This window comes from Nocardioides sp. Root140, from assembly GCF_001426745.1.
In the GTDB taxonomy this organism is placed as follows: Bacteria; Actinomycetota; Actinomycetes; order Propionibacteriales; family Nocardioidaceae; genus Nocardioides.
In genome coordinates, this window is sequence record NZ_LMFI01000013.1 from 110125 (window position 1) to 130725 (window position 20601).

The window sequence follows — 20601 nt, forward strand, 5'->3', positions numbered from 1 at the left end:
CTCAGTGAGAATCGCCGGTTCTGGTGCTCGTCGTCACTGGTCGTAGGTGATCCGGAGCCGGTCGCTGAGCGGGACTGCCTGGCACCCGAGCACGATGCCCTCGGCGATGTCCTCGGCCTCGAGGACCTCGTTGCGCTCCATCTCCAGGTCGCCCTCGAGGACGATGCAGGCGCACGCGCTGCAGTTGCCCTCACGACACGAGTACGGCGCCTCGAGGCCGGCGGCCAGCAGCACGTCGAGCAGCTTGTTGCTGCGCGGCCACGCCAAGGTCGTCGTCGCTCCGTCGAGGGTGACCTCGACCGTGCTGGTCGGGCCGGCGTCGTCGAGCTCGACGACCGAGTCGGCGAACGGGTCGCTTCCCAGCGAGAGGAACTTCTCGTGGTGCACACGATCCGGGGTGACCCCGGCCTCGGAGACCGCGGCCGTCACCGCGTCCATGAACGGCTCCGGGCCGCACATGAACACGTGCCGGTCCGCCCACATCCCGGCGAGCTGCTCCAGGGTCCGCGCCCGGGGCAGTCCCTGCACCGACTCGAGCAGGTGGATCACCCGCAGGCGGTCGTCGTACGCCTTCTCGAGAGCGACCAGCTCGTCACGGAAGATCACCGACTGCTCGTCACGGTTGGCGTAGACCAGCGCGACGTTGCCCGAGCCCTCGTGCAGCGCCGTCTTGAGGATCGACATGACCGGGGTGATCCCGCTGCCCGCGGCGAAGAGCAGGAAGTCGACGTCGAGGGAGCGCGGGGTGAACGTGCCGGACGGTGCCAGCACCTCGATCACGTCGTCGACCCCGAGGTGGTCGCACACCCAGTTCGAGCCGTAGCCACCCTCTGTCCGCTTGACCGTGATCTTCAGCCGCTCGTCCAGGGACGGTGAGCTGGACAGTGAGTAGCAGCGCGCGGCGCCGCCCTCGCGGTCGGTGGGGATGTTGAGGGTGAGGAACTGGCCCGGCCGGTAGCCGAAGTGGGAGGCGTCGGCGGTCTCCGGCTCGACCACGATCGAACGGGCGTCCGGGGTCTCGGCGATCACCTCGACCACCCGGACCTTGAAGGCGCGCTGCTGCGACATGGCCCCTGTCCCTACCGCTGTGCGTCTGCCACGTGGGCAGGAGTGCGTACGGCGTGCCGGGCGGCCACGTAGCCGAAGACGATGGAGGGCCCGATGGTGCCGCCGGCTCCGGGGTACTCGTTGGCCATCACCGAGGCGGACGTGTTGCCGGTCGCGTAGAGGCCCTCGATCACCGAGCCGTCGGCCCGAAGGACGCGGGCGTGCTCGTCGGAGACCAGGCCTCCCTTGGTGCCGAGGTCACCGGCCTCGACCTTGACCGCGTAGTAGGGGCCCCGGTCGAGGGTGTCGATCGCCGGGTTCGGCAGGGTGGGGTCGCCGTAGTAGCGGTCGTAGGCGCTGTCCCCGCGACCGAAGTCGGCGTCCTTGCCGGACCGGGCGAAGCCGTTGAACCGCTCGACGGTCGCGGTCAGCTTGTCGGCGGGCACGCCGATCTTGCCGGCCAGTCCGGCGATCGTGTCGTCCTTCACCACGGTGCCCGCGTCGTACCACGGTGCCGGGAAGTCGACTCCGGGCAGCACCCGGGCGAACGGGTAGCGGGACCGGGCCTTGGCGTCCATGACGAACCAGACGGGGATGTGGCCGCCGTCCAGCTGGTCGTGCACGAAGTTGACGTACGGCGCAGCCTCGTTGGTGAAACGCTCACCGGTGCGCGCCGAGACGATCACCGAGGGCGGGATGGACCGCTCGGAGACCAGGGGCACGATCGCGCCGGCGGGGTGCTTGACCGATGGCATCCACCACGCGTCGTCCATGAAGTCGGTGTCAGCGCCGAGGCGCTCGCCGGCCAGGATGCCGTCGCCGGTGTTGCTCCGGGCGCCACCGCTGATGTCGTCCTTGCCGCCCTCGGGCAGGTGCTGCTTGCGCATCTCGTCGTTGTGGTCGAACCCGCCGGTGGCCAGCAGGACTCCCTTGCGGGCGCGGATCCGGGTCGGCACGCCGTCGCGTTCGACGACGACGCCGGTCACGACGCCGTCCTCGACGACCAGGTCGGACATCGGCGTCTCGAGCCAGACCGGAACGCCGGCGTCCTTGAGCGCCAGCCGCAGCCGGGAGACCAGGGCCCGACCCGTGGTGGCCATGTGGCGGCGGCGGATCACGTTGGAGGAGACCCGCCAGGCGGCGACCACCGACATCCACCGGCCGCGCCACGTGCGCTTGACCATGGCGAGGTCGTGGTAGTCCTTCGCGGTGACCCAGAGCCCGAGCGGTCCCGCCATGCCGTTGGGGTGAAGTCGCTGCTCGTCCTCCCCCAGCTTGCGGGTGTCGAACGGCTTGGCCTCGATGGAGCGGCCCAGCGCCCGCCCACCCTCGAGCTCGGGGTGGTAGTCGGCGTACCCCTTGACCCAGAAGAAGTCGACCCACTTGCTCTTCTCGAGCAGCTCCATCGCGGCCGGGCCGTTGTCGATGAAGGCATCGATCCGGGCCTGGGAGACCTTGCCCTCGGTGAGGGTGTTGAGGTAGGTGCGGATCGACTCACGGCTGTCGTCGTGACCGGCTCGGCGCAGGGCCGGGTTGTTCGGGATCCAGATTCCGCCACCGGAGATGCCGGTGGTTCCGCCGAACACCGCGGCCTTCTCCACGATCAACGTGTCGAGGCCCGAGTCGGCCGCAGTCAGGGCTGCCGCCATGCCGCCGCCACCGCTGCCGACAACGACGAAATCAACCTCGTGGCTCCATGTCTCTTCCATGGTCGAGGACGCTAGTCAAAGCGCTCCGGGGCGCCGTCCCGGATCCCGATCACCGGGACCCGATCGACCTCGCCGGGACGCCGGCGGCGGTAGCCTTGGGGCTGGGGGACGACACACGACCCCAGCCAACAGCTCGCCGGAGGACCCTGCGTGAACGCCGACGTTCTCGAATCCGTGAGGACACTGCTGCCCGACATCCGGAAACGAGCCGAGCGCACCGAGCTGGACCGCAAGGTCTCGACGCAGACCATGTCGGCGCTGACCGCGAGCGGGCTGTTCCGGATGCTCCAGCCGCGCACCCACGGTGGCCTCGAGAGCGACCCGAAGACGTTCTTCACCGCGATCCGGGCGGTGGCCGCCGCCTGCGGTTCGACGGGCTGGGTGGCCTCGATCATCGGCGCCACCCATTGTCACGTGGCACTCATGGAGCCCCAGGCAGCCGAAGACGTCTGGGGCAAGAACCCGGACGCCCGGGTCACCGCGTCGTACGGCCCGGTCGGGCGGATGACGCCGGAGTCCGACGGCTATCGACTCAGTGGCGAGTGGAACGCCGCGGCCGGAGCCGAGCACGCGGACTGGTTCCTGCTCGGCGCGCTCCTGGTCGGACCGGCCCACGACGTCGTCGACTACTCCGTGGCGCTGGTGCCGCGCTCGGACCTGACGCTGACCGATGACTGGAACGTGGTGGGACTGCGCGGCAGCGGCAGCAAGGGCGTGGTGGTCAGCGGTGTGGTCGTCCCCGCCCATCGGGTCTACGCGTCGATTGGCCGCACGCGGGTGGAGGAGCGTCGGAGCGAGCCCGGGACTCCCGCGCTCTACCGCATCCCGCTGATCGCGGTCTACAGCACCTCCATCAGCGTCCCGCTGGTCGGCACCGCCGAGGGAGCCTACGACTACCACCTCGACCGGATGCGCGACCGCGCCCAGTTCAGTCACGGCGGCAGCAAGGGCAATGACGACAACTTCCTCCATGCCGCCCTCGCCCGCGGGTTGACGGAGCTTGATGCGACGGTGCTCCAGGTCGATCGCAACCTCGACGAGCTGTACGACCTGGCAACCCGCAACGCGGCGATCCCCGTGGAGACCCGGTTGCGCGCTCGACGCGACCAGGTGCGCAGCACGGAACGGGCAGTCGAGGCCATCGACCTGCTGCTCAAGGTCTCGGGCGGGCACGGCGTGCGCAACAGCACCGTGATCCAGCGATGCTGGCGTGACGTGCACACGGGCGCGGCACACCTGGTGAACAACGTCGAGCAGAGCCTGGTCCCCTACGGGCGTTGGGCGTCGGGATACGGGGTCGACGACGCCCTGATCCTGTCCTGAGCACTCCTGCACGAGCACCATGAAGAAGGGTTCCATCCGATGACTTCGACCGACGCCGACGGTGCGTCCTCGGCCCCTCCCTCCATGGTCGAGCGCATGACCCTGATCCTGGAGATGTTCGACGACCGCGCCGTGCGGCTGCGTCTCGACGAGGTCTCCAGCGGCACGGGTCTGCCGCGGTCGACCAGCCACAGGATCCTCGAGCAGCTGGTGCGCCTGCGCTGGCTGCGGCACAGCGAGGGCGGCTACGGCCTCGGCCAACGGGCCATCCAACTGGGCGGCGACGTCGGGCACCACGACCAGCTGAGGTCGGTCGCCGTGCCGCTGCTCCAGGAGCTGCACGACAAGACCGGTCGCGTGGTGCAGCTGGGGATCCTCGACTTCTCCGACGTGGTCTACCTCGACCAGTTCGGTGCCGGCTCCCTGCCCGGGCTGCCGAGCCGCGTGGGCGGCCGGGCACCGGCGTACGCCGTGGCGCTGGGAAAGGCGCAGCTCGCCTGGGTGACGCCCGAGGAGGTCGATGCGCTGTTCGAGGGCGGTCTGCGACCCCGCACCCCCGCCACCATCACCGATCTGTTCGTGATGCACCAGGAGCTTCGCCGGATTCGCGGCCGGCACGGCCTGACGTTCGAGAAGGACGAGTACGTGCAGGGCGTCTCCGGAGTGGCCTCGGCGATCCGCGGTCCCGAGGGACCGGTTGCCGCCGTCGCACTGTGCGGCGCCTCGGACAAGCCCCTGGAGCGCTATGTGCCGCTCGTGCTCGACGCCACCCGACGGATCTCCCAGCGGCTGTTCCCCGACAGCTCCCCCGAGGACCGGCCGTCCACCGTCTGGTCGGACGGCATGATGGAGAACATCCTCGCCCGGCTCGACGACGACGCCATCATGTGAGTCCCGACGTGCGGGCCCGCGTCAGGCGGGCGCCCCGGCCGTCTCCTTGAGCGCGATGTTCTGCTCGACCTCGGCGGTCCAGGCCTTCACCGCGGCGGTGGTGTCGATCTCGAACTCGAAGCGATCGGTCATCTCGGGGGTCACGTCGGCGACGTCGACGTAGAACTGCTGGTACCAACGGCGCAGCTGGTAGACCGGGCCGTCCTCCTCGCAGAGCAGCGGGTTGTCGATGCGGGTCTTGTTCTTCCAGATCTCGACGTCCTGCATGAAGCCGGTGAGGATCCCCTGCCCGGTTCGCTGGGCACCGGCCTCCGCGGCCTCGGCCGTCATGCCCTCGCGTCGCTTGACCCTGAGCCCGAAGATCAGCATGAAGCTGTTGTTGTCGATGGGATAGTGGGCGTTGATCAGCACCGACGGGTTCGACCCGTCCTCGAACTTGTGGTCGAGGTGGTCGATCATGAACGACGGTCCCCAGTAGGCGGCCTCCGACTCGGAGCCGATGAACTTGGGTGCATCCGCAGCAGCGACCGCATCCTGCTGGTGCACGACGTCCTCGCGTTGGACACCGTCGAAGTACTGCGTGGCGACGTGTCCCTCGAATACGTTCTTGAAGTACGTCGGGAACGACTTGTGCACGTAGAAGAAGTGCGCCATGTCGACCACGTTGTCGATCACCTCGCGACAGTTGGTGTCGACGACCATCTGGTTCCAGACCCAGTCGGTCCACTCACCGTCGTTGAACTTCTCGATGACCGGAATGGTGACCTCCGCAGGCGGCGGATTGCCCTCGGGGTCGTTCCAGACGAAGAGCATGCCGTCCTGCTCGAGGGTCGGCCAGGCCGCGGTGCGGGCCCGCAGCGGGACGCGTCGGGCGTAGGGGATGTTCTNTTGCCCTCGGGGTCGTTCCAGACGAAGAGCATGCCGTCCTGCTCGAGGGTCGGCCAGGCCGCGGTGCGGGCCCGCAGCGGGACGCGTCGGGCGTAGGGGATGTTCTTGCAGCGGCCGTCGCCGCCCCAGCGCCAGTCGTGGAAGGGGCAGGCGATCTCGTTGCCCTTGACGGTGCCCTGGGACAGGTCGCCGCCCATGTGTCGGCAGTAGGCGTCGAGCACGTTGACCGTGCCGTCCTCGCCGACGAACACCACGAGCTTGGTGCCGAACGCGGTGATCGAGTGCGGCTGCCCGTCGCGGAAGTCCCGGGCCAGGCCCAGGCAGTGCCAGCCCCGCGCGAACCGCGTCTCGACCTCGGCCGCCTCGATGGTGCGGACCTCGTTCTCGTTGATCTCGGCTACTGACATGCTCAGCACGTTCCCTTCCGCCTGCAGGCCGACTGGTGTCGACCTGCTTCCACTGGTTCGGGAAACGTAACGACGGCGAAGGGGCACTCCGGGGGCGATCCTGATGATCGGGACTGCCGCCGGGACCAGCCTTGCGGCGGCCCGGTGGCAGTCCCGGTCGGTGGAACGTGTCGCGGCCCGGGGGTCAGAAGCCGGCGCCGGCCGACATGCCGCCGTCGATGACGAACTCCGAGCCGGTGGAGTAGCTCGAGCTGTCACTCGCCAGGAAGAGCACCATCTCGGTGACCTCGTGGGCGTAGGCCATCCGAGGAATCGGGATGTTGGCCATCGGTCCGTTCGAGCTGTCCACGTCGTCCTCGGCCCTGCCCAGCATCGGTGTCGCCACACCTGCTGGATGGACCGAGTTGACCCGGATGCCCTTGGGGCCGAGCTCGATCGCCGCCGACTTGGTCAGGCCCCTCACCCCGAACTTGCTGGCTGCGTAGGCGGTCAGGTTCATGCCGCCGACGAGCCCGTTGAGTGACGAGATGTTCACGATCGACCCGCCTTCGCCCATCACCGCGCTTGCGTACTTCAGCCCGAGCCACTGCGAGACCAGGTTGACGTCGATGACCCGACGGAAGTCCTCAAGGGATGTTGTGTCCAGCGACCCGAAGCCGAGGATCCCGGCGTTGTTGACGAGGATGTCGACCCTCCCGAAGGCCGTCATGGCGAGGTCGACGATCGCCGCCCACCCTTCCTCCGACGTGGCATCGTGCGGCAGGAAGCGACAATCCTCGCCCAGCTCCTTCTCGAGCAGCCGCCCCTCGTCCTCCAGCACATCACCGAAGACGACCCGTGCGCCCTCGCGCAGCAGACCGCGCACGTGCGAGGCGCCCATGCCGCGGGCACCTCCGGTGACGATCGCGACCCTTCCGTCCAGCTTGCCCATGTGTGCGTGTCCTCTCGAGTGGGGTGCCGGGTGCTTCGGCAACTGGACGCTAGGCGCGATTCAGCGGACCACTGACACACGATCCCGGACACCGGGATCGCCGCCGGGGACGTGATCCGGGCCACTTAGCGTCAGGAACAACTCACCTCCACCGGACCGTGGTCCGGCCACCACGAAGGAGAACCATGCACCGGTTCGAAGGCAAGAACATCCTCATCACCGGGGCCTCCTCGGGCATCGGCCAGGCATCCGCTGTCCGCTTCATCGCCGAAGGTGCCACCGTGTTCGGCCTCGGCAGGAGTGCCGAGGGCCTGAAGGAGACCGAGGGCATGGTCGAGGACCCGGCGCGCTTCCGCTCCCACTTCGTCGACATGACCGACGACGACAGCATCGTCGATGCCGTGCGGGCCGCAGGTGAACAGCTCGACGGCCGCATCGACGTCGTGTGCAACGTCGCCGGCGTTTCGCTGCGCACCCCGATCGACACCTTCGACAGCGACCTCGCGCGCACGATCGCCCAGATCAACTTCATCGGCCCCCTCTTCCTGATCAACCAGGCACTGCCGTTCATCCCTGCGGGCGGCACGAGCAGCATCATCAACATCGCCTCGACGTCGGCCACGCAGGCCGTGCCGACGATGGCGTCGTACGCCGGGTCGAAGGCCGCGATCGTCTCGGCCTCGCTCACCTTGGCGATCGAGCTCGCCCCGCAGCGGATCAGGGTCGTGCCGATCTCCCCCTCCGGCGTGCAGACGAAGATGATGTGGGAGATCTGGGAGCAGATGAAGGACTACCAGGGCGAGTGGCTCAGCCGACTGATCCACCCGTGGGGCCAGGAGGAGTCCGCCACGGCCGCCGACATGGCCGCCGTGATCGCGTTCGCCGCATCGGACGAGGCCCGCTACTGGAACGCCTCGGAGCTGCGGCTCGACGGCGGCGCCCGCGCGTCGTTCTGAACCGCCCGTCCCTTCCAACGAGGAGTACCCCTGTGGAGAAACTGATCTATGCCGTGACCTGGCCGGCCGACGCTGACACCGAAGAACTGTCCACTCGTCTGCGAGGACCCGTGGCCGACGAGCTCCGAGCCTCCGGCGCGCGTGGTCTCCAGGTCAACGTCTCCGACTCAGACGTCGCTTCGGCGACCCTGCGCCGCCCTCCGTCCGGACACCGGGTGGACGCCGTGGTCAGCCTGTGGGTCGACACTTGGCGCGACGCCGTCCGTGGGCCGTTGGAGCGTTCCCTGCTCTCGATGGCTGACGCGATCGCCGGTTGGGTGGTCACCGAGAGCGTCCCGATCGAGCCGTCGGACCCCTCACCCGGCGAACGGACACCCGGCCTGTCGAACATCGCCTTCATCCGACGGTCAGAGGCGATGTCGCACCCGGACTGGCTCGACTACTGGCACAACCACCACACGGACGTCGCGATCGAGACCCAGGCCAGCATCGGGTACGTCCAGAACACCGTGGTGCGCAGCCTCACGGCCGACGCCTTCCCGGTCGACGCGATCGTGGAGGAGCTGTTCCCCATCGAGGCACAGTCCGACCCGCACGTCTGGTACGGCAGCGGCGGCGACCAGCGCGAGCTCGATCGCCGCATGGGCCTGATGTTCGAGAGCTGTGCGAAGTTCCTCGGCCCTGACGTCGGCGTCGTGCCGTCCAGCCGGTTCGTGATGAGCTCGCCGTTCGCCTGAGCGACTGTTGCGCTGAAGGGACTGCGTCCGGCAGGGCAGGCGCATCCGGCTGCCCTGCCGGACGCAGGTCTCCTACTTCGTGGGGAGTCTGCGTCCGTGGTCGGCCAGGTAGTGCGCGCTCAACGCGGGCGGCTCGGGGTCCTGGGTGACGGTCTCGTAGATGCGGAAGTAGCCGGTCTCGATGATCTGCCAGGCACCGTCGGTCTTGAGGTACTGGTCGGTGTAGATCGCGGTTCCGACCGTGGTGCACGCCCGGGCCAGGTTGATCGCGACGTCGGAGAGGTACCACTTGCCGGTCGCTTCTGTCGGGCTGTGGACGTCGATCTCGGGGTGGTGGCCGTTGTGCTGTCCGACGAACTCCGCGTGGAAGGAGTTGGCGAGCGTCTCGAGGTAGTCATCCCGGTTGTCGAACTCGAGGCGGTAGCGCCCACCCACGATGTTCGCGCGCATCTTCGGGTGCAGCAGCTCCCGGAGCTCCCCCCAGTTCGCAGTGTCGAGGCACCGGAAGTACGCGTACTTCACCCGCTTGATCGCCTCGATGTCCTTCAGGATCCTGACATCGTCGCGGAGCTGCTCGAACTCCGTCAGGTCCATCATGGTTCCTCCGTCGTGGAGCCGTCGCCGCCGGCCCGGCCGGCCGCCTTGTTGAGTCGTGCCGTGCTCACGAGACCCGGGTCCCGGCCGAGAAGTGCTCGTCCACGTAGCCCGCGAACCTCGCGTCCACCTCGGCCTCGGTCAACCCGAAGTCGGACAGCGAGTAGCGGTGATCCGGCCGTCGTTCGCTGGCCTTGCTCTCCTCGTGGCTCGCGGCGACCGCCTCCTTCACGTCGTCCCCGAGTGGCAACCCGAAGGTGTCGTGGATCCTGGCCACCACCCCCGGCGCGTCGGCGACGAAGTCCTCGTAGTGGACGTCGACGAACTGCTCCTCGGGATACTTCCGGCGGGCCTCGGCAAAGCGCTCCACGCCGTGCGCCCACAGCTCGAGGCAGTTCTGCCCGACCATCTCGGCGGTGTAGGTCGTCGAGGTGCCGGCGCTGGCATGCTGGTTCAGGCTGCTGACCGACGCCACGATCGTGCGCGGATGACGATGGGTCTGGATGATCAGGGCGTCCGGGTAGGTCGCCATCAGTGCGTCCAGGCCAAAGAGGTGGCTGGGGCTCTTCAGCACCCAGCGCCTACCGGCGTCGTTGAGACCGATCATCCGCAACATCTCGCGATGGGCGTCGTACGCCGGCGTCAGGTCCTGCCCTGCCAGCCATTCCGAGTAGCCTGGAAGGTGCGCGGTGTTCTGGAACGCGATCGAGCGCATCGACAAGCGCTCGGCGCGCCAGCACTCCTCGACCGTGTCCGGTGACATGAAGTGGATGCCCTTCATCTCCGGGTTGGCCGCGTGGTGCGCATCGAGGAACTGCTGCATCTGCTGGTGGTCGGGATTCTCGGCCCACGCAGAGCGCGGCGGCCGCGGCTGCGGCGCCTCTGTCAGCCAGTGCTCCATGCCTTGGCTCTGCGGGTCGAGGCAGAGCAGTCGGTGCAGCGCAGTGGTGCCGGTGCGCGGCAGGCCGGTCACGAAGATGGGCCGCCGGATCTCCACCTGGGCAGCCTGCGGCCAGCGTGCGTACGCCTGCTGCAGGCGGAGCCTGGTCTCCAGCACCGTACCGAGCATGGCCTTGGTGCGCACCAGGCCTGCCTCGGTGAGCCCGGCGTCACGGACGTAGCTCTCCATCAGCACCTGCATCGGCTCCCGGTAGCCGGGGTCGCCGAAGTCGTCGAGCCCGGCGCGGGCCGACGCGGCCTCATGGAGTTCCTCGATGGTGCCCAGAGTGGTCACGGTGATCCTGGTCCTCCTCGCGGCGGTTCGTCGCCGCAGTGTCGTCAGTGGTGGGTGTGACCGCAGGTCACGTCGAGGCACTGGCCGGTGATCCCGCTGGCCATGTCGGAGGCGAGGAAGACCGCCGCATCGGCGATCTCGTCCGGGGTCGGCAGCCGGCGAAGGTCCGTGCCGGCAGCCACCTCGTCGTACACCTCGTCGAAGGTGACGCCCGAGGCCTCGGCCCGTCGCTCGAAGGAGCGGCGCACCTTGTCGGCCCAGATGTAGCCCGGTGCCACCGAGTTCACCCGCACGCCGTGGGGCCCCAGCTCCACGGACAGGCTCCGCGCCGCGGCGAGGAGAGCGGCCTTGTCCATGCGGTAGGCGCCGAAGCCGGGCAGCCGGTTGCGCAGCACCATCGAGTTGATCAGCACGACCGCACCGCTGTTGGCGACCAGCGTCTTCTGGAGCTGTTGCACCAGTCCGACCGAGGCCAGCACGTTGAGGTCGGTCCAGCCGCGGATGGCCTCGACGTCGGTGTCGAGGAGTCGTTCCTGCGGCGGCTGGACGAACGCACTGTTGACCAACGCGTCGACCCGGCCGAACTCGTCGAGCGCCCGCTGGACGAGCTGCTCACGCGACTCGGGATCCGTGATGTCCGTCGGTACGGCGAGGGCACGCCGACCGAGGGCGGTCACCTCGTCGGCGACCTCCGCCAGTCGTTCCGGCGTGCGCGCTGCCAGCACCACGTGGGCGCCGGCCTGGGCCGAGCGCACGGCCAGTGCCCGGCCCAGGCCGGGGCCGATGCCGGTGACCAGGACGACCTTGTCGGTGAGCAGCGGGGCTGCCAGGGCGCGCGAGTCTTCGACGCTCTCGGTCACTTGACCTCGATCCGGACCGGGTGGCGCTCGAGGTAGGCCTCGAACGGCTTGCGGACGTCCTCGGGCTCGACCCCGAAGTGGCCACGCAGGTCGTAGACGATGCGTCCGTCGCGACCCTGGGCGTTGTTGTCGATGAACGCCTGGATCTCCGCCCGCGACTTGTCCGTCATCTCGATGCCGGCCTTGTCGTACACCGCATTCACCGCCGACCAGTTGTCGGCCACCATCTCGTCGTAGTAGACGTCCACGACCTGGTCCTCGACCAGATGACGATCACGCACCCCCGCCTCCAGCAGGCGTTGGCTGAGGTCGCGCCAGTAGTCCAGGTGATGCGCGTAGTCGATCTCGTGCTGCCAGGTGCGGGCCATGTAGGAGTGCATGGTGGCGGCGGAGACGACCGCGCCGACAGGGTCACGATGGGTCTCCACCACGATCACGTCGGGGAAGACACTCAGCAGCGCTGGCAGGCTCTCGATGTGAGCCGGATACTTCGTCAGCCAGCGCTCGCCGGGCCGGTGCCAGTCCATGACCTGCATGCACAGCTTCTGGAACTCGTAGTGCTGGGTCTGGTCGTGCGCGAGGTGGTAGTCGCGCCACGGCTCGGCGTGCTGGAAGAGGTGCTCGGGATAGGTGCCGGAGAAGTTCGACGCCAGGATCTCGATGTCCTCCTCGATCCGCCACGGATCCATCGGGTGCCACGACTTGATGTAGGGGTTGGCAGCCTGCGCCATCTCATAGTTCTCGGCCGCGCGGGTGAACCGGGGGTCGACCCCGTCCGGGCCCGCTCCGTCACCGCGTCCGGGCACCATCTGGTTGAGCTCCCACAAGGGAGCGCCCCGGAATCTCGTGTCGGCCGCGAGGAGGTTCACCAGGTGCGAGGTGCCACTGCGGAAGAGTCCGCTCACCATCACGGGCGCGGCGATCTCGATGTCACGTACTTCGGGGTGGCGGGCCGCGAAGTCATGGACGCGCATCCGGTTGGAGAGGAACTTCGTGGACAGGCCGAGCATCGCCATCCGCGCCATGTTCGTGCGGTTCGGCTCGTGGGCGACGTCGATCCAGACCTGGAGCCGTTCGTCCCACCCGTCATCGGGCCCGACGTCCTCGATCCCGGTCATCGCACGGGCACCGGCGACAACCGCGTCGACGCTGTAGTCGACCGGGTTTGCGTTCGCGTAGTCGACCATCTGCTGCTGGGCCGGTGTCAGGACCGGGTCCAGCAGGTCGTCGAATCTCAGTTCCGTGGCGGCCATGGCGTGCTCCTCAGTCGAAAACGTCCTCTGGGGCAACCTTCGCGGCGGAGGAGGCCGGGCGGCTCAGTGGTCCCAGTGATCGGGATCACCTTTCACCGCCCGGCCGCCCGGCAGCGCCACGTCAGTGCGTGGTCATCACGACGCGTCGCCGCTCCTCCACGCTGGGGCCGTCGACTCGCTCGGCGAGGTCGACGCGGACCTGCTTGAGCCCGCCGCGATAGGCGTTGTCCCGCGGATGTGCGGCGTACTCCTCGGTGACGGGGGTGCCCCGGTCACGCCCGACGTCCATGGTCTCGTCCATCGAGAACTGGAAGCCGATCGTGCGCTCGAGGCGGCCCGCCCCGCACGCCTCCCCGTCGACGGTCAGGACGACGTCGGCGCCCTTGCCCACGCCTCCCCCGTCGTAGGTGACCTGCAGGCCGACCACGTGCTCACCGGCGGGTACGACGGACTCGCCACGGACCCAGGTGCGCTCCCCGGCACGGTTGTAGCAATAGACCGGGCGGCCGTCCTTGACGTAGAGCGTCCAGCCGGAGAACCGCCCGCCCTGGGCGATCAGCACCCCGTCGGCGCCGCTGACAGGAACCGTGAGGTCGACGGCGATCGTGAACGAGGTGTTCTTCACGTCGGGTGCGATGCCCTCACGGATCCCGTGCATCGACGGCCGCAGGGTGACCGAGCGTCGCTCGCCGAGCAGGTCCGGCCGCGGTGCGGCAGCCGGGTCGAAGCGCTCCTGCATGCGGTCGTCCAGCGGCAGCACCTGGTAGCGGGCCGCCTCGACGAGGAACTTCGCCTTGAGCTCCTCGAGCTTCTCGGGGAACTTCTCGGCGACGTTCTCGGCCTGGGTCCAGTCGGAGGTCGTGTCGTAGAGCTCCCAGACGTCCTCCGCGAAGGGAGGCGCCGGGCGATAGGGCCGGCTCCACGGCATCGACATGTGGCGGGTGACCGCCGTCCAGCCGTGGTCGTAGATGCCCCGGCTGCCATGGATCTCGAAGTACTGCGTGGTGTGGCGTTCCTCGGCGTCGGCGTCGGTGAAGGTGTCCGCGAACGACGTGCCCTCCATCGGCGCCTGCGGCACGCCGTCGACGACGTCGGGCACCGGGATGCCGGCGGCCTCGAGCACGGTCGGCGTGAGGTCGACGCAGTGCTGCCACTGGTGGCGCACGCCGGCCTCGGTGATCCTCTCCGGCCAGTGCACGATCATCCCGTTGCGGGTGCCGCCGTAGTGCGACGCGTACTTCTTCGACTGCTGGTACGGCGTGTTCATCGCCAGCGCCCAACCCACCGGATAGTGCGGGTAGGTCATCGGGCCGCCCAGCTCGTCGAGCTGCGCCATGATGTCCTCGACCTTGTAGGGCACCCGGTTGAGGTTGCACACGAGGTTCGCCGAGCCGTTGATGCCGCCCTCGGCGGCCGCACCGTTGTCGCCGAGCATGTAGACGACCAAGGTGTTGTCGAGCTGGCCGAGGCCCTCGAGCGTGTCGATCAGCCTGCCGATCTGGGTGTCCATGTGCTCGGCGAACTCGGCGTACAGCTCCATGAGTCGCTCGCACACGATGCGCTCGTCGTCGCCCATGGATTCCCAGTCGGGCACGTCCGGGTCGAACTCCGGCAGCGTGGCGTCCTGCGGCACCAGGCCGAGCTCCTTCTGCCTGGCCAGGGTCTCTTCCCGCTGGGCGGTCCAGCCCCGCGAGAACTCGCCGCGGTAGCGACCGCGCCAGGACTCGGACTCGGGCACGTGCAGCGGGTCGTGACAGGCACCGAAGCTCAGGTAGGTGAACCACGGGCGGTCGGGCTCGAGCGAGCTCACGTTCTCGATCCAGGTGGTGGCCTGGTCGACCAGGTCCTCGGAGAGGTGGTAGCCCTCCTCCGGGGTGCGCGGCGGGTCGATCGGGGTGAAGCCGTCGATCAGCGCCGGGGTGAACTGGTTGGTCTCGGCACCGATGAAGCCGTAGAACCTGTCGAAACCCTCGTTGAGCGGCCAGCGGTCGAACGGACCGGTCTCGCCGACCTCCCACATGGGCGTCTGGTGCATCTTGCCGAAGGCCCCGGTCAGGTAGCCGTTGCCCGACAGGATCTCCGGCAGCGTGGCCATCGTGTCGGGCCGGATGCAGTCGTAGCCGGGTGACGAGGTGGCCATCTCGGGCACGGTGCCCATGCCCGCGCTGTGGTGGTTGCGACCGCTGAGCAGCGAGACCCGGGTCGGCGCACAGATCGCGGTGGTGTGGAACCGGGTGTAGCTCAGCCCGCCCGCGGCCAGTCGGTCGGCAGTCGGCATCCGGCACGGGCCGCCGTACGCCGACGAGGCCCCGAAGCCCATGTCGTCGACGAGGATCACCAGCACGTTGGGGGCGCCCTCAGGTGGGGAGACCCGCTCCCGCACGGGGAACGCCGGGTCCTGGTGCACGCGGTCGACGGAGGGCGCAATCGTCTGCCGTGGCTGGGGAACGGGCAGGATCTTGCGGTTCACTTGTCACCCGCCATGTCGAGTGCCGCGAGGTGGCTGAAGACCATGCTGGTGCCGACCGGATTGCCGCCGCCGGGGTAGACCGTGCCGCTAGGGGCCGCCATCGAGTTGCCGGCGGCGTAGAGCCCACGGATCACGGCACCCTCGGGGTCCAGCACACGTGCGGAGGCGTCGGTTCGCAGCCCGCCCTTGGTGCCAAGGTCGGAGAGGCCGAAGGCGGCCGCGTGGAACGGGCCCTTCTCGATCGCCACGAGCGGCGACTCCCCACCGGAGAAGGACCGGTCGTAGGGCTCGTCGCCACGGTTGAAGTCGTCGTCATGACCGGCCTCGACGAAACCGTTGAACCGCGCGACGGTCTCGGCCAGCCGGTCCGCCGGCACCCCGATCTTCGCCGCCAGCTCGTCCAGGGTGTCGGCGCTGAACCACAGCCCGGCCTCCTGGTAGTCGCGGGTCTCCCCCGCCGGCACGCTGGTCGCCCGCACCGGGGGCCGCTCGCCGTCGCGGTCGTCGTAGACCATCCAGAACGGCAGCGTCACGTCGCCGGCAGCGATCTTGTCGATGACCTCGCGGCCGATCCGGTCGTAGGCCCAGGACTCGTTGACGAAACGCTCACCGTTGTCGTCGACGAAGATGCCGCCGGTGAACCAGAGGGAGAACGTCGAGGACCCGTCGGGGTGGGTCAGGCCCGGTGACCACCAGGCCTCCTCCATCAGGTCGGTGTCGGCGCCGACGTCGATGCCGGCCTTGATGCCCAGGCCCAGGTTGGTGGCCGGCCCCATGGCGTCACGGGACGCGCCGGGCACGCCGTACGCCGTCCGCATCTGCTCGTTGTGCTCGAAGCCACCGGCCGCGACCAGGACGCCACGCCTGGCGCGGATCCGGCGACGGACTCCTGCCTGGGTGACGACCGCTCCGACCACGGCGTCGCCCTCACGGACCAGTTCGTCGCACGTGGTGTCCAGGCGCAGGTCGACCGCCTCGCGGCGGGACAGCGCGAGCAGCAGTCGGCCGATGAGCGCCTGTCCGCCGTCGATGCTCTCGGGCAGCGGTGCGCCGGCGCGCTCGACCGGGAGCGTGGAGCGCAACGAGTCGCGCAGGGAGCCCAGCTCGTCGGGTCGCAGCGACTTCATCATGATGTGCCGGCCGGTGGCGCTGGCCTTCGGTGCCGAGCCGTAGTAGTCCGGCCACGGGAAGACCAGGAACTCGAAGTCGTCGTCCTGCTCGAAGTAGTCGACGAGCCGGGCGCCGGTCTCCAGGTAGGCGTCCTGAAGCTCACGGGGGGTCCGGTCACCGACGATCGAGCGGTAGTAGGTCGTCGCGTCACGGAAGGTGTCGGTGCTCCCGGCCCGCTCCAGCACGGCGTTGCAGGGGAACCACATGCCGCCGCCCGAGTAGGCGGTGGTGCCGCCGAAGCGGTCACTCGCCTCGGCGAGGATCACCGAGAGCCCTTCTCGTGCCGCGGTGTAGGCGCCGGTCAGGCCACCGCCACCCGAGCCCACCACGAGCACGTCGCACTCGTCGTCCCACTCCGTCGTCGTTGTCGTGTCGCTCATTCGAAGGCCATCCCGATCTCTCGTTGTCGTGCCAGGGTTTCCGGTCCGGTGCCGGGGGCATGGGCTCCCGGTGTCCAGGTGACTGCATGCAGGTCTCCACGCCAGGCGAAGGTGCCCTCGGCGTCGAAGCGTTCCCAGCTCACGGGTGAGCCGCGGTCGACGCCGATGTCGATGCCCTGGAACATTGCCTGTCCCATCGGCATGACCAGGCCCTCGGCGCTGCCGCGGGGCTCGCCCGCGACTCGTGCCCGTACGTCGACCAACAGGCCGCCGGTGCCCGCCTCGACGTCGAGCACGATCTGCTGCGGGCCGGGCGCGAGGAGCCCGAGGTCGAGCACGTCGACGGTGCCCGAGTGATTGTGGAAGTAGCTGAGCCGGTCGCCGTCGACGGACAGCGAGTAGCCGCCGCTCTGGCAGCCGTGCGCGAAGAGCACGCCACGGTCACCGGGACTGAAGTCGAGGTCGACCGTGACGGTGAACGAGCGCCGGTAGACCAGCATCAGCGACCGATAGCGTTCCAGCGTCGGCGTGCCGGGCACCAGGCGCACCGGCAGGGCGTAGACGTCCTCCCGCTCGGGTCGCAGGTTGCGCATCAGGCCGGAGCCCTCGTTGAGCGGGAACACCTGGTTCTCCCAGGCGGCTCGGTCCCAGCACGCGGCCAGCTCGGCGACCAGGTCGGGGTGGTCCTTGGCCAGGTCGCGGGTCTCGGTCGGGTCGGTGCGTACGTCGTACAGCTGCCACTCGTGGTCGCCGAACGGAGTGAGCGGGCGGTGCCTGGTCACGATCTCCCAGCCGTCGCGGTAGTAGCCGCGGTGGCCCTGCATCTCGTAGTACTGCTCACGATGGGTCTCGGGCGCCTCCGCGTCGGAGAGCGTGGGCAGGAAGCTGGATCCGGCGAGGGGCTTGAGGGGTACGCCGTACCGCTGGTCGCTCGCCGTCGCCCCGGTGACCTCGAGGAGGGTCGGGAACAGGTCGGTCACATGGACGTACTGCCGCCGCAGACCGCCGCCGTCCGTCGTGAGCCCGGCCGGCCAGCTGACGATCGTCGGCACCGAGTGGCCGCCGGCGTGGGTGTTGGTCTTGTAGAGCCGGAACGGCGTGTTCGAGGCCATCGCCCAGCCGCGCGGGTAGTGCGGCAGCGACCGTGGCCCGCCGATCTCGTCGATGCGGGCGAGGTCGCGGTCGAACTCGGCGTCCATCCCGGCGCCGCCGCCGTGGTAGTGCCGCAGCACGTCGAAGTATTGGCTGCTCCCCTGCGTCTCACCGTCACGCGAGGCCCCGTTGTCGGAGGTGAAGAGCAGGAAGGTGTTGTCCCACTCGCCGAGCTCCTCGAGCGCCGCGCGGAGCCGGCCCAGTGAGGTGTCGACGGACTGCACCATCGCGGCGTACACCTCCATGTAGCGGGCGAACACCTGCTTGCGCTCGGCGGGAAGCTCGTCCCACGGGGGCACGTCGTCGCCCTCCTCGCTGTTGCGCGGAGCCAGGGTCGTGCCCGGCGCGACGACGCCGAGCTCCTGCTGACGGGCGAACCGCTCGGCGCGAATCCGGTCCCAGCCGGCCTCGTAGGCACCGCGGTGCCTCTCGATGTCGGCGGCCGGCGCGTTGAGCGGCGCATGCACGGCCCCGTGGGCGAAGTAGAGGAACGCCGGCTTCGTCGGGTCGGAGGCCTTGACCGCGCGCATCATCGCGATCGCCTCGTCGGTGAGGTCGTCGGTGAAGTAGTAGTCGTCGGGGTGCTCGGCGGGCGTGATCCGACTGTTGTCGCGGTAGAGGGCATGCGGGTGGAACATGTCCGTCATCCCGTCCATGATCCCGTAGAACCGGTCGAAGCCGCGCTGCAGTGGCCACGACTTGCGGGAGCCGGTGTCGGTGACGTCGGCGTCCTTGCACAGGTGCCACTTGCCGACCATCAGGGTCGAGTAGCCGTTGTCGCGCAGCACCTCGGCGATGGTGCTGACGTCGTCGGCCAGCTCCATCGCCTGGCCCGGGAACCCCGGGTCGGCGTGGGCGACGTAGCCGATGCCGGCCGCGTGGGAGTTGCGCCCGGTCAGCATCGCGGCCCGGGTCGGCGAGCACATCGGAGTGACGTGGAAGTTCGTGTAGCGCACGCCTTCGTCGGCGAGGCGGTCGAGGTTGGGAGTCGCGATCTCGGAGCCGAAGCAGCCGATGTCGGAGTAGCCCATGTCGTCGCACAGCACGACGATGACGTTGGGTGCCTTCTCGGTGGCCCGTGGCCTCGGTGGCCACCACGGCTCGGATCCGGCGATGGTGCGACCGACCCTGCCGTCGAAGCCGGCGTACGCACGCCCCGCTTCGGGCAGGTCGTCGGGAATGCCTCTGGGGTCCGTGGTCATCGCAGCTCGAACCGACCGCCCGGTGTGGCGAAGACGCGCACCTGCTCCCCCACGCCATCGCCGTCCGTGCCGCGCGCTACCGCGATCTTGTTGCGGGCGTTGCGTACGACGTCCAGCACGATCTCGAGCGCTTCGGTCGGTGCGAACTCGGCATGCACCTGGTCGGCAAGGCCGTCCGGGAAGTCGCCGGGTCGCGCCAGGATCGCGTCGGCCAGGCGCAGCGCGACCGTGTGGCGGTCGGAGAAGCCCGCCGTCTCGTAGTCGTCGACCTGCGCGAAGAAGTCCTCAGTGCCGCCGGCCGCGAGCGCATCGGCATGCCGCAGCGACTCGCAGAGCCGACAGTGGTGCAGCCGCGCGCCGCGCAACCGGACCAGCTCGGTGGTGAGCGGGTCGAGGGTGTCGAGCCTGCTGATCTCGGTGGTCACCAGGTTCAGTGCATCGGTCAGTCCGACCCCGAGGTCGGGCGCCACGTCGGCCACCGGGTCCTCACCGAACAGCTGCCGGGTCGCCGCGCACAGGCGGAGCTCGGCGTCGACGGCGTACAGCACCTCGAGCAGCGCCTCGGCGTCCTCACCGAGCGCGTCGTGCAGGTCGGCCCGCTGCTGGTCGGTGCTCCCCGCCACGTCCAGCTGGAACTGCTCCGCGACGGAGAGGATCGCCCGATCCGTCGCCGAGAACGCCGGAGAGGTCGGCCAGTCGGCCAGCTTCTCGAGTCGTACGTCGCCGATCACCGGATGCCAGCCGTCGTCGACGCCGAGGAGGTGAGCCATGCGGAGGCGGACCAGGGCGTAGGTGCCCGAGGGCAGTGACCGGCTCGCCTCACGCTTCGCGCTCTCCACCATGGTCGCGATCGCGTGCAGTGCGTCCTCCGCCATGCCGGCCAGCTGGTGTGCCCGCCCCGAGGGACGCAGCAACGTCATCACGGCGTCGCCTCGGCGTCGGGGAGGACGACGATTCCGGAGATCAACCCCTCGTCGTCGACGGTGACGAGATCAGTCGCGGTCATCGACTTGGTGCCGTCGGGGGTAGGGATGTCGACACGGACCTGGAAGGCGCCCCGGTTGCCGACCACCGTCACGGGCCCGAGCCGGGTGAGCTTGAAGCCCAGGTCCTTGTACTGGTCGAGGAAGGCGAAGATCTCGTCGCGGCCGTGGCGCACCGGGGTGTCGATCGGCTCCTCGTGCGTGGCGGTCGGTGAGAACAGGCTCGCCGTCTTCTCCGGGTCACCGACGGTCATCGCGGCGATGTAGGCGTCGCACACCGCGACAACGGTGTCTCTGCTTGTGCTCATGGGAGGACTCCTCGGCGGGGTGCGAGACAGCCAGGCGGGCTGCCCTCCCGCATGAACGTAGGGAAACCGGTTTCGATCGGCAGCCTTGGTCCTACCCACTGGGATC

At 69.1% G+C, this 20601-nt stretch carries 17 protein-coding genes and 1 pseudogene; 4 read left to right on the forward strand and 14 right to left on the reverse strand.

Going from position 1 to position 20601, the window contains the following annotated elements; all coding sequences use genetic code 11:
• Positions 1–33 precede the first annotated feature (33 nt).
• The gene (locus ASD30_RS21865; protein ID WP_056687153.1) at positions 34–1068 is read right to left on the reverse strand and encodes a ferredoxin--NADP reductase; all 1035 of its coding nucleotides are present in this window, start codon (positions 1066–1068) and stop codon (positions 34–36) included.
• Positions 1069–1079: 11 nt separating this feature from the next.
• The gene (locus tag ASD30_RS21870; RefSeq protein WP_056687156.1) at positions 1080–2756 is read right to left on the reverse strand and encodes an FAD-binding protein; all 1677 of its coding nucleotides are present in this window, start codon (positions 2754–2756) and stop codon (positions 1080–1082) included.
• A 150-nt stretch (positions 2757–2906) separates the two neighbouring features.
• On the opposite strand from ASD30_RS21870, the gene ASD30_RS21875 reads away from it, so the two are divergent.
• A complete protein-coding gene (locus ASD30_RS21875; RefSeq protein WP_056687158.1) occupies positions 2907–4079 on the forward strand; it encodes a hypothetical protein in 1173 nt (390 codons plus the stop codon).
• A 39-nt stretch (positions 4080–4118) separates the two neighbouring features.
• On the forward strand, positions 4119–4970 hold the full coding sequence (locus ASD30_RS21880) for an IclR family transcriptional regulator (RefSeq protein WP_056687161.1): 852 nt from the start codon (positions 4119–4121) through the stop codon (positions 4968–4970).
• A gap of 21 nt (positions 4971–4991) precedes the next feature.
• Here ASD30_RS21880 and ASD30_RS21885 read toward each other — a convergent pair whose 3' ends face one another.
• The 3 genes and pseudogenes from ASD30_RS21885 to ASD30_RS21895 form a co-directional block, all read right to left on the reverse strand.
• The gene (locus ASD30_RS21885; RefSeq protein ID WP_056687166.1) at positions 4992–5783 is read right to left on the reverse strand and encodes a hypothetical protein; all 792 of its coding nucleotides are present in this window, start codon (positions 5781–5783) and stop codon (positions 4992–4994) included.
• 75 nt (positions 5784–5858) lie between these two features.
• A pseudogene (locus ASD30_RS26775) lies at positions 5859–6265 on the reverse strand (Rieske 2Fe-2S domain-containing protein); the annotation flags it as partial.
• 184 nt (positions 6266–6449) lie between these two features.
• Positions 6450–7196: an SDR family oxidoreductase gene (locus ASD30_RS21895; RefSeq protein ID WP_056687175.1), complete on the reverse strand. Its 747-nt coding sequence runs from the start codon at positions 7194–7196 to the stop codon at positions 6450–6452.
• A 185-nt stretch (positions 7197–7381) separates the two neighbouring features.
• Between ASD30_RS21895 and ASD30_RS21900 the strand changes: the two genes are divergently transcribed.
• Entirely contained in the window at positions 7382–8152 is a 771-nt protein-coding gene (locus ASD30_RS21900) for an SDR family NAD(P)-dependent oxidoreductase (RefSeq protein WP_056687178.1), read from the forward strand.
• Positions 8153–8184: 32 nt separating this feature from the next.
• On the forward strand, positions 8185–8889 hold the full coding sequence (locus tag ASD30_RS21905) for an EthD domain-containing protein (RefSeq protein ID WP_056687182.1): 705 nt from the start codon (positions 8185–8187) through the stop codon (positions 8887–8889).
• Between the two features lie 72 nt (positions 8890–8961).
• On the opposite strand, the gene ASD30_RS21910 is transcribed toward ASD30_RS21905, so the two are convergent.
• From ASD30_RS21910 to ASD30_RS21950, 9 genes are all read right to left on the reverse strand, one after another.
• Complete coding sequence (locus tag ASD30_RS21910) at positions 8962–9486, reverse strand: nuclear transport factor 2 family protein (RefSeq protein WP_082564078.1); 525 nt, start codon at positions 9484–9486, stop codon at positions 8962–8964.
• 64 nt (positions 9487–9550) lie between these two features.
• A complete protein-coding gene (locus tag ASD30_RS21915) occupies positions 9551–10717 on the reverse strand; it encodes a sulfotransferase family protein (protein ID WP_235532655.1) in 1167 nt (388 codons plus the stop codon).
• Positions 10718–10761: 44 nt separating this feature from the next.
• Entirely contained in the window at positions 10762–11577 is an 816-nt protein-coding gene (locus ASD30_RS21920) for an SDR family oxidoreductase (RefSeq protein ID WP_056687188.1), read from the reverse strand.
• On the reverse strand, positions 11574–12830 hold the full coding sequence (locus ASD30_RS21925; RefSeq protein ID WP_056687191.1) for a sulfotransferase family protein: 1257 nt from the start codon (positions 12828–12830) through the stop codon (positions 11574–11576). Before ASD30_RS21925 ends, ASD30_RS21920 begins: the two co-directional genes overlap by 4 nt.
• 121 nt (positions 12831–12951) lie before the next feature.
• The gene (locus tag ASD30_RS21930; RefSeq protein WP_056687193.1) at positions 12952–15300 is read right to left on the reverse strand and encodes an arylsulfatase; all 2349 of its coding nucleotides are present in this window, start codon (positions 15298–15300) and stop codon (positions 12952–12954) included.
• On the reverse strand, positions 15297–16850 hold the full coding sequence (locus ASD30_RS21935) for an FAD-binding protein (protein ID WP_056687197.1): 1554 nt from the start codon (positions 16848–16850) through the stop codon (positions 15297–15299). Before ASD30_RS21935 ends, ASD30_RS21930 begins: the two co-directional genes overlap by 4 nt.
• Entirely contained in the window at positions 16847–19204 is a 2358-nt protein-coding gene (locus tag ASD30_RS21940) for an arylsulfatase (RefSeq protein ID WP_082564079.1), read from the reverse strand. The genes ASD30_RS21935 and ASD30_RS21940 overlap by 4 nt, the downstream gene beginning before the upstream one ends.
• A complete protein-coding gene (locus ASD30_RS21945) occupies positions 19201–20124 on the reverse strand; it encodes a carboxymuconolactone decarboxylase family protein (protein ID WP_056687200.1) in 924 nt (307 codons plus the stop codon). Before ASD30_RS21945 ends, ASD30_RS21940 begins: the two co-directional genes overlap by 4 nt.
• Positions 20124–20495 (reverse strand): nuclear transport factor 2 family protein, encoded by a 372-nt coding sequence (locus ASD30_RS21950; RefSeq protein WP_082564080.1) that lies wholly within the window; start codon positions 20493–20495, stop codon positions 20124–20126. The genes ASD30_RS21945 and ASD30_RS21950 overlap by 1 nt, the downstream gene beginning before the upstream one ends.
• Positions 20496–20601 lie beyond the last annotated feature (106 nt).

Excerpts from the sequence above, each read along its gene's own strand:
- ASD30_RS21900 (WP_056687178.1), top strand. The coding sequence starts at position 7,382 with ATGCACCGGTTCGAAGGCAAGAACATCCTCATCACCGGGGCCTCCTCG.
- ASD30_RS21950 (WP_082564080.1), bottom strand. The coding sequence starts at position 20,495 with ATGAGCACAAGCAGAGACACCGTTGTCGCGGTGTGCGACGCCTACATC.
- ASD30_RS21935 (WP_056687197.1), bottom strand. The coding sequence starts at position 16,850 with ATGAGCGACACGACAACGACGACGGAGTGGGACGACGAGTGCGACGTG.
- ASD30_RS21880 (WP_056687161.1), top strand. The coding sequence starts at position 4,119 with ATGACTTCGACCGACGCCGACGGTGCGTCCTCGGCCCCTCCCTCCATG.
- ASD30_RS21925 (WP_056687191.1), bottom strand. The coding sequence starts at position 12,830 with ATGGCCGCCACGGAACTGAGATTCGACGACCTGCTGGACCCGGTCCTG.
- ASD30_RS21940 (WP_082564079.1), bottom strand. The coding sequence starts at position 19,204 with ATGACCACGGACCCCAGAGGCATTCCCGACGACCTGCCCGAAGCGGGG.
- ASD30_RS21910 (WP_082564078.1), bottom strand. The coding sequence starts at position 9,486 with ATGATGGACCTGACGGAGTTCGAGCAGCTCCGCGACGATGTCAGGATC.
- ASD30_RS21870 (WP_056687156.1), bottom strand. The coding sequence starts at position 2,756 with ATGGAAGAGACATGGAGCCACGAGGTTGATTTCGTCGTTGTCGGCAGC.
- ASD30_RS21895 (WP_056687175.1), bottom strand. The coding sequence starts at position 7,196 with ATGGGCAAGCTGGACGGAAGGGTCGCGATCGTCACCGGAGGTGCCCGC.
- ASD30_RS21945 (WP_056687200.1), bottom strand. The coding sequence starts at position 20,124 with ATGACGTTGCTGCGTCCCTCGGGGCGGGCACACCAGCTGGCCGGCATG.
- ASD30_RS21865 (WP_056687153.1), bottom strand. The coding sequence starts at position 1,068 with ATGTCGCAGCAGCGCGCCTTCAAGGTCCGGGTGGTCGAGGTGATCGCC.
- ASD30_RS21885 (WP_056687166.1), bottom strand. The coding sequence starts at position 5,783 with ATGCTCTTCGTCTGGAACGACCCCGAGGGCAATCCGCCGCCTGCGGAG.